This is a genomic window from Arthrobacter ginsengisoli, from assembly GCF_031456935.1.
Classification (GTDB): domain Bacteria; phylum Actinomycetota; class Actinomycetes; order Actinomycetales; family Micrococcaceae; genus Arthrobacter; species Arthrobacter ginsengisoli.
In genome coordinates this window covers 147,015-161,572 of the sequence record NZ_JAVDVQ010000004.1, presented here as the reverse complement: position 1 = coordinate 161,572, position 14,558 = coordinate 147,015, and the positions used below count along the sequence as shown (strand labels likewise).

The following is a 14,558-nucleotide window of genomic DNA, read 5'->3' as shown; positions in this document are numbered from 1 at the left end:
CTGGCCCTATTCATTCTCGTCTCCTGCTGCGCCTAATGCCTCGTTCTCGGTCCAGGTCCGCTTCGACCCGGTCAGGACAATGTCCCAGTTGTAGGCGAGGGCCCATTCCGGCTTGGTCTGCTCGTGGTTGTAGCTCGCGACGAGCCGGTCCCGGGCGTCCAGGTCCACGATCGACTGGTAGATCGGGTCCAGCGGGAACAGCTGGTCGCCGGGGAAGTACATCTGGGTGACGATCCGCTGGGTGAATTCCTGGCCGAACAGGGAGAAGTGGATGTGGGCCGGGCGCCAGGCGTTCAGGTGGTTCTTCCACGGGTAGGCGCCGGGCTTGATCGTGGTGAAGCTGTAGGAGCCGTCGGCGCCGGTGATGCAGCGGCCGACGCCGGTGAAGTTGGGGTCCAGCGGTGCCGGGTGCTGGTCCCGCTTGTGGATGTAGCGGCCGGCGGAGTTGGCCTGCCAGATCTCCACGAGCTGGCCGGCGACGGGGCGGCCGTCACCGTCGAGCACTCGGCCGGAGACGATGATGCGTTCGCCCAGCGGTTCACCGTTGTGCGCGATGGTGAGGTCTGCCTCCAGCGCGTGCACGTCCATGTGCCCGAACGCGGGAGAGTACAGCTCGATGGTTTCCGGGTCCGCGTGGTGCAGGTCCTTGGTGGGGTGGCGCAGGACGCTGCTCCGGTACGGGGCATAGTCCAGCCGCGGCTGGATCTCCGCCGGGGCACCGTTGTTGAGGGCCTGGGCGTAGGCGTCGCCCAGCGCCTTCATCTCGGCGCTGAGGTCCGCCTGCGACTCTGCGGCGGCATCAAGCGGCGCGTACGTTTTCGGTGCGGCCTCCGTGGTTTCGTCGGACACGTCCTCGGTGAGCGGATCCGCGTTGTAGATCTCAAGGTTGATTTCTTCAGGCACAGCAGCCTCCTTTCGTTGGGTGTTGGTGTTGTTTGGTGGGTCAGGTGGTGGGGTTGCGCTGGTGCAGGTGGTCGTACTGGACGGCATGCCGCACCGGCGCGTTCGGAGCGCCGTAGCCGTCGTAGGCGCCGCGGCGTTCCACCATTTCGAAGAACACGCTGCCGACGGTGGCGGTGTAGAAGTGCAGGAACTCGCCGTCGGCGTCGCGGTCGTAGAGCAGATTGAGCTCCCGGAGAGTGGCCAGGAAGTCCGGGTCCAGGCCGAACCGCGCATCGAGGTCCTCGTAGTAGTTCGCCGGGATCTGAAGGAAATCGAGGCCGCGTGCCTTCGCTGCCCGTGCCGTTGCCACGAGGTCATCGACTGCGAAGGCGATATGTTCCTGGTAGCCCGGGCGCTGGCCGGTGGCGGCGGGCGCGTCCGTGCCGGAGGCGGCGCCTCCGCGCTGGATCAGCGGAGCAAGGTTCAGCACCAGGCGGACCCCGCGGTCACGGGTGAGCATCACCTGGGACCGGACCAGTCCGGTGGGGCTGGCGACTTCGGCATACGGCTGCGGTTCCAAGGCCAGGGCGCTGGTATAGAAGAGCACGGCCTCATCGAAGTGCTGCCAGGGCTGGGCGAGGTTAACGTGGTCAATCACGGTGCCTTGCTCCCCGGTCCGGCCGGCGGCGGGGGCTTCCAGTCCCTCGCCGAACTCGCGGGTCCAGGCGGCCGTGCCGTCGGGGCGGCCCTGGCACAGGAAGATTTCGGTGGAATCCGGGGCGGCGAAGCCCTGGAAGATTTCCTCGTCGGCCTGGCTTTTGCGGGGCACGGCCGGGGCCTTGAGCTGCTGGGCACGGGCCGCGGCAATCACGGGGGATTCCACGTCGAAGCCCAGGGCGGAAATTGCGGGTGCGGCGCCGGCCCCGGCGTCGCGGGATTCCTGGGTGGAGTCCTCGTTGATGATCACGCGGGCGTGGCCCATGGTCCACAATTGCACATTCTTGGTCCGGTGGCGGCCGTTGGACGTGAACCCCAGCTGGCCCAGCAGGGTTTCCAGCCCGGCGGTATCCGCGGCCCTGACCTCGGCGAAGTTGAAGCCGGCCGGTTCGGCCACCTGCGGAAGAGTGGCCAGTTCCATCGGGTACCGGCGGCGTCCGGGTGCAGCGCTGCCGGCGCCGTATTCAGCGGACGGATGCGCGTCCAGCCACTTCGCGCTCTGCTCCTCAAGCCAGATCAGCGACCGCATCGCGTCCACGGCGGTGCGTTCGACGTCGGACTGGCGGAAGACGTCGTTGAAGACCTCCAGGGAAACCGGTCCCGTGTATCCGGCCCGGACCACGTGGCCGAGGAACTTGGCGAGCTCGAACTGCCCCTCCCCCGGGAACACCCGGTAGTGCCGGCTCCAGGACAGCACGTCCATGGACAGTTTGGGGGCATCGGCAACCTGGACGAAGAAGATCTTCCCGGGGTTGAAGGATTCGATCGGGGCGGTGTCCCAGTCGCGGGAGAGGATGTGGAACGAGTCGAGGCAGGTCCCCAGGTTGGGGTGGTCCACGGTTTCCACGAGGCGGTGGGCGTGCTCGTAGTCGTTGACGTATTTTCCCCAGGCCAGGGCCTCGTAGGCCACCTTGACGCTGTGGTCGCCGGCGCGTGCGGCGAGGGCGGCGAGTTGTTCCGCCCGGAGTCCGTCGTCATCAATACTGGCGGTGGCGACGTTGGAGCAGACCAGCATGGTGTCCGTGCCGAGCCGGGACATCAGGCGGAACTTGGCCTCCGCCCGGCGCAGGTTGGCGGCAAGCAGCTCGTTGGGCACGCTGTCGAAGTCGCGGAACGGCTGGTACAGATCCAGCGTCAGGCCCAGGTCGGCGGCCATCTTCCGGACGTCCTCCGGGCTGAGCGGGGAGGTGACAAGGTCCTGTTCGAAGATTTCGATCCCGTCGAAACCTGCGATGGCGCAGGCCTGCATTTTTTCCCGCAGGGTGCCGGAGAGGCAGACGGTGGCGATTCCGGTGCGCATCAGGCGGGCACCTCTTCCGCCGCGACGAGCTCCAGGAAGTGGCTGCGCATCCGTTCCGCGTCGGCCTCGAGACCGGTGAAGATCCGGAAGGCGTCAGCCGCCTGTCCGACCGCCATCCGGCCGCCGTCGAGCACGTCGCAGCCCCTGGCCCGGGCCTGGCGGACCAGCTCGGTCTCGATCGGCCGGTAGACAATGTCCGCGACCCAGTGCCGCGGGTCCACGAGGGACAGGTCCAGCGGTACCCCGGGGTGGGCGGCCATGCCCACCGGGGTGCAGTGCACCAGACCGTCGGCGAGCGGCATCAGCTGCGGCAGTTCCGCCGTCGTCCGCGCGCTGACCAGCTGGTCCGGGAAGAAACCGGAAAGTTCGGCGGCGCGTGCCGCGCAGCGGGCGGGATCCGTGTCGACAAGGTCCAGCGCCTGGACGCCGGCGGTGAGCAGCGCGTAGGCGACGGCGGAGCCGGCACCCCCGGCCCCGAGCTGCACCACGCGGTTCAGCCTGGCTCCCGGCAGACCGGTGGCCAGGGCTGCGGCGAACCCGGAGAAGTCGGTGTTGTGGCCGATGAAGCGGCCGTCCCGGATGGTGACGGTGTTGACCGCGCCGAGGCGCCGGGCGTCGGGAGTGACCTCGTCCAGGTGCTCCAGGACCAGCTGCTTGCACGGGTGGGTGATGTTCAACCCGTTGAATCCGAGGCGGTAGGCGCCGGTCAGGAGTTCGCCGACGCTCTGGCCGGGAAGTCCCAGCTCTGTGAGGTCGATCGGGCGGTATAGGTACCGGAGGCCCTGCACGTCGCCTTCGCGTTCGTGCATCAGGGGAGTCAGGGACGGCATCACACCATCGCCTATCAGGCCCACGAGAAAGGACTCTGCTCGATTGCTCATCCGTATAGCTCCTTTGACAACGGCACTCGGCAGGCGGGGGCGCGCTGGGCGCCGGCCGCGGGCCGGGTGATGGGGATTACATTAGCGCATATGTTCACATGATGCACGCTTGTTCTACTAGCGAACAAACGAGGACAGCCCGCCATGGAGCCGGAGACCGGACTCACTGCTGGGGCAGCCGGGCCGACAGTTCTGCCGCCGCCGACTGCAGCAGCGGAACCAGGGCCACCAGGGCCTCCACACTCATCCGAAAGACCGGAACCGCGGTGGCCAGCGAGGCAAAGGCGTGGCCCTGGGAGTTGAACACGGGGACGGCGACAGCCCGCATGCCCAGCTCGTTTTCCTGGTCCATTACGGCGTAGCCGCGCGTGCGGACGAGTTTGATCTCGGACCGGAAGGCCTCGCGGTCCGTGATGGAAAATTCGGTCAGCGGCTCCAGTTCAAGCTCCTCGATCAGCCGGCTGCGGGTGGCGTCGTCGGCGAAGGCCACGAGCGCCTTGCCCACCGAAGTGGTATGCAGGGCGCCCAGATGTCCCGGGTCGCTCGTAACCCGGAAGGTCTGGGGTCCGTCCACTTTGTTGACGGTCAGATGGTGGTGTCCGTCGCGCACGGACAGGATGGTGGCTTCACCGGTCTCTTCCGTAACACGCCGGAGGATGGGCAGGGCCGTGCCGGCGAATCCGTGATGGTTGGACACTCGCTGGCCGAGCTGGAAGATCCGCAGGCCCAGGTGGTAGCGGCGCCCGTCCGGCTCATAGTCGACGAAGCCGTCGCGGGTCAGGGAACCCAGCAGGCGGTACGTCGTGCTGAAGGGCAGCTCCGCCCGGCGCGACAGGTCCGCGGCGCTGGCCCCCCTCGGCTCGTCGCCCAGCAGGACCAGCAGGCCCAGGGCCTTGCCGACCATATCGGTCCGGCCATCCTCCCTGGTGGCCCTGGAGCCCGCCGTCGCGCCTTTGCCGGCAAGGGTCGTAGGGGTGGCGGCAACATCTGACATTTCTGTGTCCTGATTCACACTCATGGCTCTATGCTCCCACATCGTGAGAGCTATTTCTAGATGGTGATTATTTTTGTTGACAAGTGACCACCCTCACAGTCATGATTGCTACATCGCACAAGTAGCTCCCACAATGTGGCTACTCGTCCGGGTCTTTCCACGAACCTTCTGCTGCCGCAGACTTAAAGCCAGCGCCTGCAGAGACCTTCCTGATCCATCCGCGACAATGTCGTCACACAAAAGGAATCCCATGAGTAAGACACTCCCGTCTACGACGCCCGGCACCGACGCGCCGGCCGGGACGCCGAAGAAGGCAGCCCTCGCCAGCTTCCTGGGCAGCGCCGTCGAGTACTACGACTTCTTTATCTTCGGATCCGCCGCCGCCCTGATCTTCCCCACAGTGTTCTTCCCGGATGCTGGCGCCAACGCGGCCATCATGTCTTTTGCAACCTTCGGCTTCGCCTACATCGCCCGGCCGGTCGGCGCCGTCATCCTTGGCCACTTCGGTGACCGGGTGGGCCGCCGCAAGGTCCTCATGTTCACACTCCTGCTGATGGGTGGCTCCACGTTCATGATCGGCTGCCTGCCGGACTTCAACACGATCGGCTGGTGGGCTCCGGCCCTGCTGGTGCTGGCGCGGCTCTGCCAGGGCCTTTCCGCGGCCGGCGAGCAGGCGGGCGCCTCGTCCATGACCCTGGAGCACGCCCCGGACAACCGCCGTGCCTTCTTTACCTCCTGGACGCTGACCGGCACCCAGGGCGGCCAGATTCTCGCGGCCCTCGTCTTCATCCCCGTCCTGGCCCTGCCGGATGAGATCAAGTACGGGATCGGCTGGCGCATCCCGTTCTGGCTCAGCGCCGTTGTGGTGATGGTTGCGTTCTTCATCCGCCGCACCCTGCACGAGCCGCCGGCGTTCGAGGAAGCCCAGAAGACGGCCCAGATCTCCAAGCTCCCGGTCGCGGACCTGCTCAAGGACCATTGGCGCGATGTTCTCCGCGTCGTCGCCTGCGCATTCATCGCCGCCGTCTCGACCGTGTTCGGCACCCTGGCCATCGCCTATGCCAAGAACGTCGCCGGCGTGGACGGCACCACCACCCTCTGGCTCGTCGTCGGGGCCAACGTGATGGCTCTCGGCACGCAGCCGCTCTTTGGCAAGCTCGCGGACCGGATCGGCCGCAAACCGGTCTTCATCTACGGCGCCCTGGCAAGCGCGGTCCTGACACCCGTGTTCCTGCTCAGCCTTGAGTCCGGCAGCGTGCCGCTGATGTTCCTGACCGCGATCGGTTTCTTCTCCTTCGGCTACGCAGCCGCCAACTCTGTCTGGCCCGCCTTCTACGCCGAAATGTTCAGCACCAAGGTCCGCTTCTCCGGCCTGGCCATCGGCACCCAGCTCGGCTTCCTGATGGCAGGCTTCGCCCCGGCGATTGTCGCAGCCATGGGCGGCACCAAGCCCGGCGGCTGGGTCCAGATCAGCATCTTCACTGCCGTCATCTGCCTCATCTCGGCCGTCTCGGCCCTGACCGCCAAAGAATCCTTCAAGATTCCCACCAAGCAGCTCGGCGTCAAGTAACCCGGCCCCAGCGCTCCCGCCCGGTTGCTCCGGGCCGCACCACCGGAAGCCCGGCGTGTTCACAGGACACGCCGGGCTTTCCGCGTCTCGGCTATTCCCTGCCCGTCCCCAGCACTGCAGCCAGATCGAACCTGACCGGTTCCTCCAGCTGTTCGTAGGTGCACGACCGCGGGTCACGGTCCGGGCGCCAGCGGACAAACTGCGTCGTGTGCCGGAACCGTTCGCCTTCCATGTGGTCGTATTTCACTTCGACCACACGGTCCGGACGGAGCGGGGTGAACGAGAGGTCCTTTCCTCCGCTCCACCGGCTGCCCTCGGCATTGCGCGGCGTCCGGGTTCCGTCCGCCTGCCGGGCCCAGTCCCAGGGGTGTTCCTCGAGGCTGGTCACGAGCGGCTGGAGTTCCTCGAAGAGTTCCTTCCGGCGCTGCATCGGAAAGGCCCCCACCACACCCACATTGGCGAGTGCGCCGTCGTCGCCGTAGAGCCCCAGCAGCAGTGAGCCGATCCGGTCCGGCCCGGAGGTGTGCACGCGGTACCCGGCGAGGACGCAGTCGGCGGTGCGTTCGTGCTTGAGCTTGAACATGGTGCGTTTGTCCGGCAGATACGGCCCGTCCAGCGGTTTGGCCACGATCCCGTCCAGCCCGGCCCCCTCGAACTGGTGGAACCAGTCCTCCGCGGTTGCCCTGTCCCGCGTCGCGGCCGTCAGGTGGATCGGGGCCGCACTCCCGGCAAGCACCCGCTCCAACGCCTGGCGCCGCTCGGCAAAGGGACGCGCCGTGAGGTCCTCGTCGTCGAGGGCCAACAGGTCGAATGCGACAAACCTCGCCGGGGTCTGTTCGGCCAGCAGCCGGACCCGGCTCGCGGCCGGATGGATCCGTTGCTGCAGGGTGTCGAAGTCGAGCCGGTCGCCGGAGGCGCCGACCATGATGATCTCGCCGTCGAGCACGCAGCGCGGCGGGAGGTTGGCCTTCAGCGCTTCGACGAGTTCAGGGAAGTAGCGGGTCAGGGGCTTGCCGTTGCGGCTGCCGATCTCCACCTCCCCGCCGTCGCGGAAGATGATGGACCGGAACCCGTCCCACTTCGGCTCGAACATCACCGGGCCCTCGGGCAGGGCAGTCACGGACTTCGCCAGCATCGGCGCGATCGGGGGCATCAGCGGCAGTTGCATAGGCCCCATTCTGGTCCGGCATCCGGCTGACCGCCAGAGCGCGGGCAGAGCGCACCGGCCAGGGCTTTCCTCGACAACCGGCCGGGCCGGCGGTAGACATGAACGATGGCTACCATCGGCTTCCACGCTTCGCACGAACAGATCAGTCCCGGCCAGCTCCTCAGGGACGTTCAGCTGGCGGAGCAGGCGGGCTTTGACGCCGCCATGTGCTCGGACCACATCGAGCCTTGGTCCGCCCGGCAGGGCCATTCCGGCTTCGCCTGGTCCTGGCTGGGGGCCGCCCTTGCCACCACCAAGCTGCGCCTGGGCGTCGTGACGGCGCCGGGCCAGCGCTACCACCCGGCCATTATCGCGCACGCTTCGGCCACGCTGGCGGACATGTTTCCGGGCCGGTTCTGGCTGGCGCCGGGCAGCGGCGAGTACATGAACGAGCACGTCACCGGGGAGGCCTGGCCGGACAAGGCGACGCGGCAGCGGCGCCTCGAGGAAGCCGTGCAGATCATCCGCGAACTCCACGCCGGAAAGGAAGTGACCCGGGACGGTCTAGTCACTGTCCGGCAGGCCAGGATCTGGGATGTGCCGGAGATCAAACCACCATTGATCGCTCCGGCCGTTAGCGTGGAAACAGCGCGCCGCGGTGCGGCCTGGGCGGATGGGCTGGTCACGGTGAACCAGCCGCACGCGAAACTGAAGGACATGCTCACCGCCTACCGCGACGCCGGCGGCCGCGGCAAAGCGGTGCTGCAGGTGCACTTGTCCTGGGCGCCGACGGCGCAGGAAGCCGTCGCGGTTGCCATGGACCAGTGGCGCGGCAACGTATTCGCCCCGCCGATCCCCTGGGATCTCCCGACGGCGGCCCACTTCGACGGCGTCAGCGCCGACGTCAGCGAGGACCAGGTCCGGAATGTCGTGAATATCTCCGCGGACACCGGGCAGCACGCGCAGTGGCTCGCCGACTACGTTGCCCTCGGTTTTGACGAGCTGTACCTGCATTTCGTCGGGCAGGACCAGGCGCCGTTCATCGATGCCTTCGCGGAACACGTGCTGCCGCAACTTCGAGGGTCCGGCAGCCCGCGGCAGGACCGGGAGGTGCTGCTGTGAGAATTGCCCAGACCTCGGACCTCTGGTGGAAGAACGCCGTCATCTACTGCCTGGATCCAGAGACATTCTTCGACGGCGACGGCGACGGCACCGGGGATTTCGGCGGCCTGATCCAGCGCGTGGACTACCTCGCGGCCCTGGGAGTGACGTGCATCTGGCTGATGCCGTTCTACCCCACCCCGGACAAGGACGACGGCTACGACGTCACGGATTTGTACGGCGTCGACCGGCGGCTGGGCAACCTGGGCGACGTGGTGGAGTTCATCCGGACCGCGAAGGACCGGGGAATGCGGGTGATCGCGGACTTCGTCCTCAACCACACCTCGGACAAGCACCCCTGGTTCGTTCAGGCCCGCAAGTCGGTGGACAACCCGTTTCGCGATTACTACGTCTGGCGCAAGGACCCCCCGCCGGACACATCGGAGCAGGTGGTGTTCCCCGGCGAGGAAACGTCCATCTGGACCCGCGACAAGGCCACCGGTGAGTGGTACCTGCACATGTTCGCCAAGCACCAGCCGGACCTGAATGTGGCGAACCCGTTGGTGCGGGACGAGATCGCCAAGTCGATGGGGTTCTGGCTGCAGCTGGGGCTGGACGGCTTCCGGCTGGACGCGGTCCCGTTCTTTCTCGAGCTGCAGGGCACGTCCAAAGAAGACGCGGCACAGGTCGATCCGCACGACTACCTCAGCGCGCTCCGCAGCTTCCTCAACCGTCGCAACGGCAGCGGCCTGCTGCTGGGCGAGGTCAACCTGCCCTACAAAGACCAGTTGAAGTACTTCGGCGGCGCGGCCGGCAACGAGCTGAACATGCAGTTCGACTTCCTGTCCATGCAGAACATCTACCTGTCCCTCGCCCGCGAGGATGCCCGGCCGCTGGAAAAGTCACTCAGTTCCCGCCCGAAGATCCATCCGGACAACCAGTGGGCCGTGTTTGTCCGCAACCACGACGAGCTGACCTTGGACAAACTCAGCGACGCCGAACGTGAGGAAGTTTTTGCCGCGTTCGGGCCTGAAGAGGACATGCAGATGTACGGCCGCGGCCTGCGCCGCCGGCTGCCCACCATGCTCAACGGCGACCCGGCCCGGATCCGCATGGTTTACTCCCTGATGTTCGCACTGCCCGGGACCCCGGTGCTTTTCTACGGCGAGGAGATCGGCATGGGCGAGGACCTCTCGGCGAAGGGCCGCTCCGCTGTGCGGTCCCCCATGCAATGGAACGACACCCGGAACGGCGGCTTTTCGACCGCCCCCGCGGAGGATCTCGTGGCCCACGTGGTGGATGGATATTTCGGGCCGAAGAACATCAACGCCGCCGCGGCGAAGCGGGACCCGGAGTCGCTCTGGAACTTTATCGCCACCCTGATCCAGCGCTACCGGGAAAGTCCGGAACTGGGATGGGGCGACTTCGAGCTCATCAAACACGACGCGGCGAAGGTGCTGCTGCACCGCTGTTCCTGGGACGGCTCAACCGTCGTCTTGGCGCACAACTTCGGGGCCGAACCTGCCTCGGTGGCCGCGAACGTGGCTTCTGCCGGGGACGCGCAGACAGGCTTCGGGGGCGCCTATCTGCGGGACCTACTGGCTGGTCACGACATCGAACTCGCGGACGACGGCGGCTTCGAGCTGGAGCTGGACCGCTACGGCTACCGCTGGTTCCGGATCCAGCGACCGGGTGAACGACACATCCCGTAAGGCCGGGCCGCGCCGGAGGTTCGACGCTGGGTAACAGCGCCGGCGTCGAACGCTTACCCACGTCTTACCGGGCCGAAACGCAGCCGCAACATTGGCGCTGGACACTGGAAGTGCCGGCAAGAGCAGGCACCACTCTCCAGTCCAGGAGGCCCCCCGCCATGTTGAAGGAAGCCAAAGCCCATGTAGTAAGCCGCATCCGCGCCCTGGATCAGCTGCACCGCGGTGACGAAATCGAGGCGCGCCTGAAGGTCGGGCCGAATTACGACGACGTCGTGATCCGGCGCGGCAGTGTCCAGGAAACCGCGCCCGGGATCGGCGTCGTCTGGATCATGGACCGGCAGTCCGGCACCCGGAAGGCCATCAACACCGACGAATGCAGCCTCTGGCGGGTTGCCTGAGACTGCTAGCCCCCCGCGACGGACTGGATGATCAGGACCTCCTCGCCCGGGGATACCTCGGTCGACAGGCCCTGCAAGCGGCGGATCTCATTCCCGTTGACGTAGATATTCACGTAACGTCTGACCGCCCCGGTCTCATCCCGCAACCGCCTCGACAGGGCCGGGTACTCCCCGGCCACCAGGTCCAGCACACCCTCCACCGTCACCGCCGTGTCTGCGGGCGCAGTCAGGAAGGACTGCCCGCCGGCCAGCGGCTGGAGCACACTGGGCAACACCACACTGATCCCGGCCACGGGGCCTCAGGCGTTCGTAACGGCGCGGGGCCCCGCGGAACCGGAAGCGAAAGCCGGGGAGACGGCCGCGGCCCGCACGCAGAGCACGTCCGGCAGGTGCGACGCCACCTCGGCGAAGTGCTCCCCCTCGTCTGCGCTGGCATAGACGCTGCCGCCGCGCGTGCCGAAGTACACGCCGGCCGGGTCGGCCGCGTCGACGCAGGCGGCGTCCCGCAGCACGGAGTTGAATTCCGCTCCGGGCAGTCCGTTGTCCAGCCGCTTCCAGCTCGCACCCGCGTCGTCGGTCCGGTGGACGGCGAGTTTGCCCTCCGGCGGGATCCTTTCGCCGTCCGCCTTGAGCGGGACCACCCAGGCGGTGCCGGCCCGGCGGGGGTGGGTAAGCATCACGAACCCGAAATCCGCCGGCAGGCCTTCCGCGATTGATTCCCAGTTCTCGGCGTCGTCGTCGCTGCGGTAGACCCCGTGGTGGTTCTGTGCGTAGAGGCGGCCGTCGATGGCGGCATCCGCCGCGATCTTGTGCACGCACTGACCAAACTCAGGGTTGGGGTCAGGCATGAAGTAGGCCGAAATTCCCTTGTTGCGCGGCTCCCAGGAGCTTCCGCCGTCGAGCGAGCGGTAGACCCCGCCGGTGCTCATGGCGACGTGCACCTTCTGGCCTGTGTCGTCGATGACGATGGAGTGCGCCGCGGCGCCGCCGTAGCCCGCTCCCCATTCGCCCCGGTGCGGGTGGTCCCAGAGTCCGCGGTTGAGTTCGAAGTGTTCGCCGCCGTCGGTGGATTTCCAGACCGAGATCGGCTCGCAGCCGGCCCAGACGACGCCGGGACGTGACGCGGCGTCAGGGTGGATCTGCCAAACGCGTTCCAGGGCGGCATCTGTGCCCTCGGGAAACCGGATGGCGCCCTCCTCGGGCTCATTCCACGTTTCGCCCAGGTCGTCGGAGTGGAACACGGTGGGACCCCAGTGCTCGGAACGGACGCCAACCAGAATGCGGGTCCGTCCGTCCCGGGTGTCGATGCCGATGCTGGGGACCTCGCTCATGAGGAAATGCGGGCCGGACAGCGACCAGTCTTTGCGGTCCGGGCTGGTCGCCAGCCACAGACCTTTTTTCGTGCCGATCGCCAGGACATAACTCTCTGCGGTAGCCATGCCCCTTATCGAACCACTCATGCCAGATGGTCGCAATGAAAAATGCCACGGGCTGGCTGTTCCGATGTCAGTCCACGAATTCGGACTGCGTCTCGATGAAGTCCCAGTCGGCGTCTGTGAGCACCCCGGAAACAGCATCCGGACGGGGGCCTCCGGCTTCCGCAATGCCCTGCAGCACGGGCAGCGGCAGCTCGGTGGCGCGCAGGTTTTCCCGCAGCCACTCCTTACTCGCCAGATCCAGATCCAACCACCACATGAAGATTTCCACAGCAGTAACCCTTTCCTCAGTTCCTCAACGTTAGGCCCGGCGCGGGGGGCGTTCAAGGGCCGCTTGGCTCTGGCCGCATTCAGCGCCGCCGTCAGGGCAGAGGGCACATCCGCGGTCGGGTCCGGCGGCTCCAAGCCGGGAAGAAGCCCCTGTTCTGGCCGCCGGGCCGGCGCCACAATGGAGTATGTCCGCCGAGAGCACCAGTGGTCCGCCGCCCCTCGTGGTCGGCGTGCTCCCAGGGCAGAGCCCCGAAGTGCTGCAGACGGCGGCGGCGCTGGCTTCGAAACTCGCCGCGCCGCTGATCTGCGCCCATGTGGACGAGGCAAGTTACCTCGTGGAGTGGGATCCGGCGCGGTCCGCGCACCGGCTCTCGCTGCATCCGGACACTGACAACGCCGAAATCCGGGCCGTGACCCAGGAATTGCGGAACAGCATCGGCTCGGCCTGCGACGGCCTTGGCGTCCACTGGACGCTGCGGACGCTGGCAGGGGATCCGGCCCGGGCGCTGGGCCGGCTGGCCGCCGAGGCAGGTGCCGCGATGATCATCGTGGGCACCCCGGAACCCGGCCTGGGCCACCGGATTTCCGCTGCCCTCAACGGGTCGATCGCCGCGTGGCTTAGCCACCATCAGGATCATCCGATCCTGATCGTGCCGGTCCGGGCCGCACTTCACCACCGGACACAGCATGGTTCCTGACCCCGACCGTGTCCGGTGCCGCTATGGCGCTTGACCGCGACGCCGTCATCGCCGGATACCGGCGCAATTGCGCGGAACTGGACACGACGCTGGCGGGCGCGTCACCCGCTGCCCTTCGTCGCCGCAGCGCCGGCACCCGCTGGAGCAACGAGGAACTGCTCTACCACATGGTGTTCGGCTACATTGTGGTGCTGGCCCTGTTGCCGCTCGTGCGGATTTTCGGCCGGCTGCCGTTACCGGTCAACCGCGGTTTCGCCAGGCTCCTGAACGCCGGAACGGGACCGTTCGACGTCGTCAACTACTGGGGCTCCAAAGCAGGCGCCCGCGTCTTCAACCGGCGGCGGATGGCCGCCAAGCTGCGCCGGGTCACTGCGGCGCTGGAACGGCGGCTGCGGCGGGAAACCGAACCCGGCCTGGCCCGCCGGATGAACTTCCCGAGCCGCTGGGACCCGTTCTTCAAAGAGAGCATGACGCTGGCCGACGTCTATGCCTACCCCGTGGCGCACTTCGATTTTCACGCCGCCCAACTCTCCCTCGACGCCACACCGGGGACCTCAACCGGCCCTTAAAAAGTAAAGCGAAAGTAGTTATTCGGGGTGCTGGCTTTCTCCGCCGACCGCCAAGTAAGCTTAATTCCGTAAGCGGGACATCGACTGGCCCGCCCAAAGACCGCTCCGGAGTGCGTATCCCCCAATAACGCACTCCGGAGCTCTTTTGTGTCCGGACCTTCTTACCCCGGCACCCGCAGCCGATACCCCGCAGGGGTACTTGCGCTATACCCCTATGGGGTATAGCTTGGGCTCATGAACGAGCCTGAAGTTCCCGTCCTGGCGCCCGCGGACGCTGCGCCGCATCAGCAGCACGGCTATTCCCCCAACAAGGACGCCTACCTGCTGCGGCTCAAACGGATCGAGGGCCAGGTGCGCGGCATCGCCCGGATGGTCGATGAGGACAAGTACTGCATCGATATCCTCACCCAGGTCGCGGCCGTCACCAAAGCCCTGCACGCGGTCAGCCTCGGGCTGGTCGAGGAGCACATCGGCCACTGTGTCGTCGGCGCCGCCTCCGAACCGGATGCCAAGCTGCGGGGCGAAGCGATCGACCTCAAAGTCAAAGAGGCCACCGAGGCCATCGGCCGCCTGCTACGGTAGCGACACCACCACCCACCACCGGTCGGGCTGAGAACCAGTCCAACCCAAGGAGCAAGCCATGAGCACCGTTTCCACTACCGTCAACGTCTCCGGCATGACCTGCGCCCACTGCATTTCCTCCGTCAGCGAAGAACTCGAGGCACTGGCCGGCGTCGAGCAGGTCGATGTCGACCTCAACTCAGGCGGCATCTCCACGGTCACCATCACCTCCGCCGGGGACCTGTCCGCCTCCGAGATCGGCGAGGCCGTTGCCGAGGCCGGCTACCTGGTCGTGGCCAACCAGGCCTGAGCATCACCCCGC

The 14,558-nt window shown here is 66.9% G+C and carries 16 protein-coding genes; 8 read left to right on the top strand and 8 right to left on the bottom strand.

Going from position 1 to position 14,558, the window contains the following annotated elements:
- Positions 1-6: 6 nt before the first annotated feature.
- From pcaH to J2X01_RS06580, 4 genes are all read right to left on the bottom strand, one after another.
- Positions 7-903, bottom strand: coding sequence for a protocatechuate 3,4-dioxygenase subunit beta (gene pcaH, locus J2X01_RS06595; protein WP_374724941.1), 897 nt, complete (start codon positions 901-903; stop codon positions 7-9).
- 40 nt (positions 904-943) lie between these two features.
- A complete protein-coding gene (locus J2X01_RS06590; RefSeq protein WP_310052052.1) occupies positions 944-2,899 on the bottom strand; it encodes a bifunctional sugar phosphate isomerase/epimerase/4-hydroxyphenylpyruvate dioxygenase family protein in 1,956 nt (651 codons plus the stop codon).
- Positions 2,899-3,780, bottom strand: coding sequence for a shikimate dehydrogenase (locus J2X01_RS06585; protein ID WP_310052049.1), 882 nt, complete (start codon positions 3,778-3,780; stop codon positions 2,899-2,901). Before J2X01_RS06585 ends, J2X01_RS06590 begins: the two co-directional genes overlap by 1 nt.
- Before the next feature lie 163 nt (positions 3,781-3,943).
- Positions 3,944-4,684 (bottom strand): IclR family transcriptional regulator, encoded by a 741-nt coding sequence (locus J2X01_RS06580; RefSeq protein WP_310052352.1) that lies wholly within the window; start codon positions 4,682-4,684, stop codon positions 3,944-3,946.
- 340 nt (positions 4,685-5,024) lie between these two features.
- Between J2X01_RS06580 and J2X01_RS06575 the strand changes: the two genes are divergently transcribed.
- Positions 5,025-6,344: an MFS transporter gene (locus J2X01_RS06575; protein WP_310052047.1), complete on the top strand. Its 1,320-nt coding sequence runs from the start codon at positions 5,025-5,027 to the stop codon at positions 6,342-6,344.
- A gap of 91 nt (positions 6,345-6,435) precedes the next feature.
- Here the strand turns inward: J2X01_RS06575 and J2X01_RS06570 are convergent, their stop codons facing one another.
- On the bottom strand, positions 6,436-7,512 hold the full coding sequence (locus J2X01_RS06570; RefSeq protein ID WP_310052044.1) for an ATP-dependent DNA ligase: 1,077 nt from the start codon (positions 7,510-7,512) through the stop codon (positions 6,436-6,438).
- Between the two features lie 105 nt (positions 7,513-7,617).
- Between J2X01_RS06570 and J2X01_RS06565 the strand changes: the two genes are divergently transcribed.
- The 3 genes from J2X01_RS06565 to J2X01_RS06555 all read left to right on the top strand — a co-directional run bounded on the left by J2X01_RS06565 (position 7,618) and on the right by J2X01_RS06555 (position 10,702).
- Positions 7,618-8,613, top strand: a complete 996-nt coding sequence (locus J2X01_RS06565; protein ID WP_310052042.1) for a TIGR03885 family FMN-dependent LLM class oxidoreductase — start codon at positions 7,618-7,620, stop codon at positions 8,611-8,613.
- Positions 8,610-10,304, top strand: coding sequence for an alpha-amylase family protein (locus J2X01_RS06560; RefSeq protein WP_310052040.1), 1,695 nt, complete (start codon positions 8,610-8,612; stop codon positions 10,302-10,304). The genes J2X01_RS06565 and J2X01_RS06560 overlap by 4 nt, the downstream gene beginning before the upstream one ends.
- Before the next feature lie 158 nt (positions 10,305-10,462).
- Positions 10,463-10,702 (top strand): hypothetical protein, encoded by a 240-nt coding sequence (locus tag J2X01_RS06555; RefSeq protein ID WP_310052038.1) that lies wholly within the window; start codon positions 10,463-10,465, stop codon positions 10,700-10,702.
- A 5-nt stretch (positions 10,703-10,707) separates the two neighbouring features.
- Here J2X01_RS06555 and J2X01_RS06550 read toward each other — a convergent pair whose 3' ends face one another.
- The 3 genes from J2X01_RS06550 to J2X01_RS06540 form a co-directional block, all read right to left on the bottom strand.
- The gene (locus J2X01_RS06550; protein ID WP_310052036.1) at positions 10,708-10,995 is read right to left on the bottom strand and encodes a MoaD/ThiS family protein; all 288 of its coding nucleotides are present in this window, start codon (positions 10,993-10,995) and stop codon (positions 10,708-10,710) included.
- A 6-nt stretch (positions 10,996-11,001) separates the two neighbouring features.
- Entirely contained in the window at positions 11,002-12,141 is a 1,140-nt protein-coding gene (locus J2X01_RS06545) for a WD40/YVTN/BNR-like repeat-containing protein (protein WP_374724940.1), read from the bottom strand.
- 67 nt (positions 12,142-12,208) lie between these two features.
- On the bottom strand, positions 12,209-12,409 hold the full coding sequence (locus J2X01_RS06540) for a hypothetical protein (RefSeq protein WP_310052034.1): 201 nt from the start codon (positions 12,407-12,409) through the stop codon (positions 12,209-12,211).
- Between the two features lie 184 nt (positions 12,410-12,593).
- Here J2X01_RS06540 and J2X01_RS06535 point away from each other — a divergent pair, with 184 nt between their 5' ends.
- The 4 genes from J2X01_RS06535 to J2X01_RS06520 all read left to right on the top strand — a co-directional run bounded on the left by J2X01_RS06535 (position 12,594) and on the right by J2X01_RS06520 (position 14,546).
- Positions 12,594-13,106, top strand: coding sequence for a universal stress protein (locus tag J2X01_RS06535; protein WP_310052032.1), 513 nt, complete (start codon positions 12,594-12,596; stop codon positions 13,104-13,106).
- Between the two features lie 23 nt (positions 13,107-13,129).
- Positions 13,130-13,675 carry a DinB family protein gene (locus tag J2X01_RS06530; protein ID WP_310052030.1) on the top strand — a complete coding sequence of 182 codons (546 nt, stop codon included), beginning with the start codon at positions 13,130-13,132 and terminating at the stop codon, positions 13,673-13,675.
- A gap of 234 nt (positions 13,676-13,909) precedes the next feature.
- On the top strand, positions 13,910-14,257 hold the full coding sequence (locus tag J2X01_RS06525) for a metal-sensitive transcriptional regulator (RefSeq protein ID WP_310052027.1): 348 nt from the start codon (positions 13,910-13,912) through the stop codon (positions 14,255-14,257).
- A 58-nt stretch (positions 14,258-14,315) separates the two neighbouring features.
- Positions 14,316-14,546 carry a heavy-metal-associated domain-containing protein gene (locus tag J2X01_RS06520; RefSeq protein ID WP_310052022.1) on the top strand — a complete coding sequence of 77 codons (231 nt, stop codon included), beginning with the start codon at positions 14,316-14,318 and terminating at the stop codon, positions 14,544-14,546.
- The last annotated feature ends 12 nt before the right edge of the window (positions 14,547-14,558 follow it).

Bases quoted from the DNA above. Each gene is read 5' to 3' on its own strand.
- J2X01_RS06590 (WP_310052052.1), bottom strand. From the start codon at position 2,899: ATGCGCACCGGAATCGCCACCGTCTGCCTCTCCGGCACCCTGCGGGAA.
- J2X01_RS06585 (WP_310052049.1), bottom strand. From the start codon at position 3,780: ATGAGCAATCGAGCAGAGTCCTTTCTCGTGGGCCTGATAGGCGATGGT.
- J2X01_RS06580 (WP_310052352.1), bottom strand. From the start codon at position 4,684: ATGGTCGGCAAGGCCCTGGGCCTGCTGGTCCTGCTGGGCGACGAGCCG.
- J2X01_RS06575 (WP_310052047.1), top strand. From the start codon at position 5,025: ATGAGTAAGACACTCCCGTCTACGACGCCCGGCACCGACGCGCCGGCC.
- J2X01_RS06570 (WP_310052044.1), bottom strand. From the start codon at position 7,512: ATGCAACTGCCGCTGATGCCCCCGATCGCGCCGATGCTGGCGAAGTCC.
- J2X01_RS06565 (WP_310052042.1), top strand. From the start codon at position 7,618: ATGGCTACCATCGGCTTCCACGCTTCGCACGAACAGATCAGTCCCGGC.
- J2X01_RS06555 (WP_310052038.1), top strand. From the start codon at position 10,463: ATGTTGAAGGAAGCCAAAGCCCATGTAGTAAGCCGCATCCGCGCCCTG.
- J2X01_RS06545 (WP_374724940.1), bottom strand. From the start codon at position 12,141: ATGGCTACCGCAGAGAGTTATGTCCTGGCGATCGGCACGAAAAAAGGT.
- J2X01_RS06535 (WP_310052032.1), top strand. From the start codon at position 12,594: ATGTCCGCCGAGAGCACCAGTGGTCCGCCGCCCCTCGTGGTCGGCGTG.
- J2X01_RS06530 (WP_310052030.1), top strand. From the start codon at position 13,130: ATGGCGCTTGACCGCGACGCCGTCATCGCCGGATACCGGCGCAATTGC.
- J2X01_RS06525 (WP_310052027.1), top strand. From the start codon at position 13,910: ATGAACGAGCCTGAAGTTCCCGTCCTGGCGCCCGCGGACGCTGCGCCG.
- J2X01_RS06520 (WP_310052022.1), top strand. From the start codon at position 14,316: ATGAGCACCGTTTCCACTACCGTCAACGTCTCCGGCATGACCTGCGCC.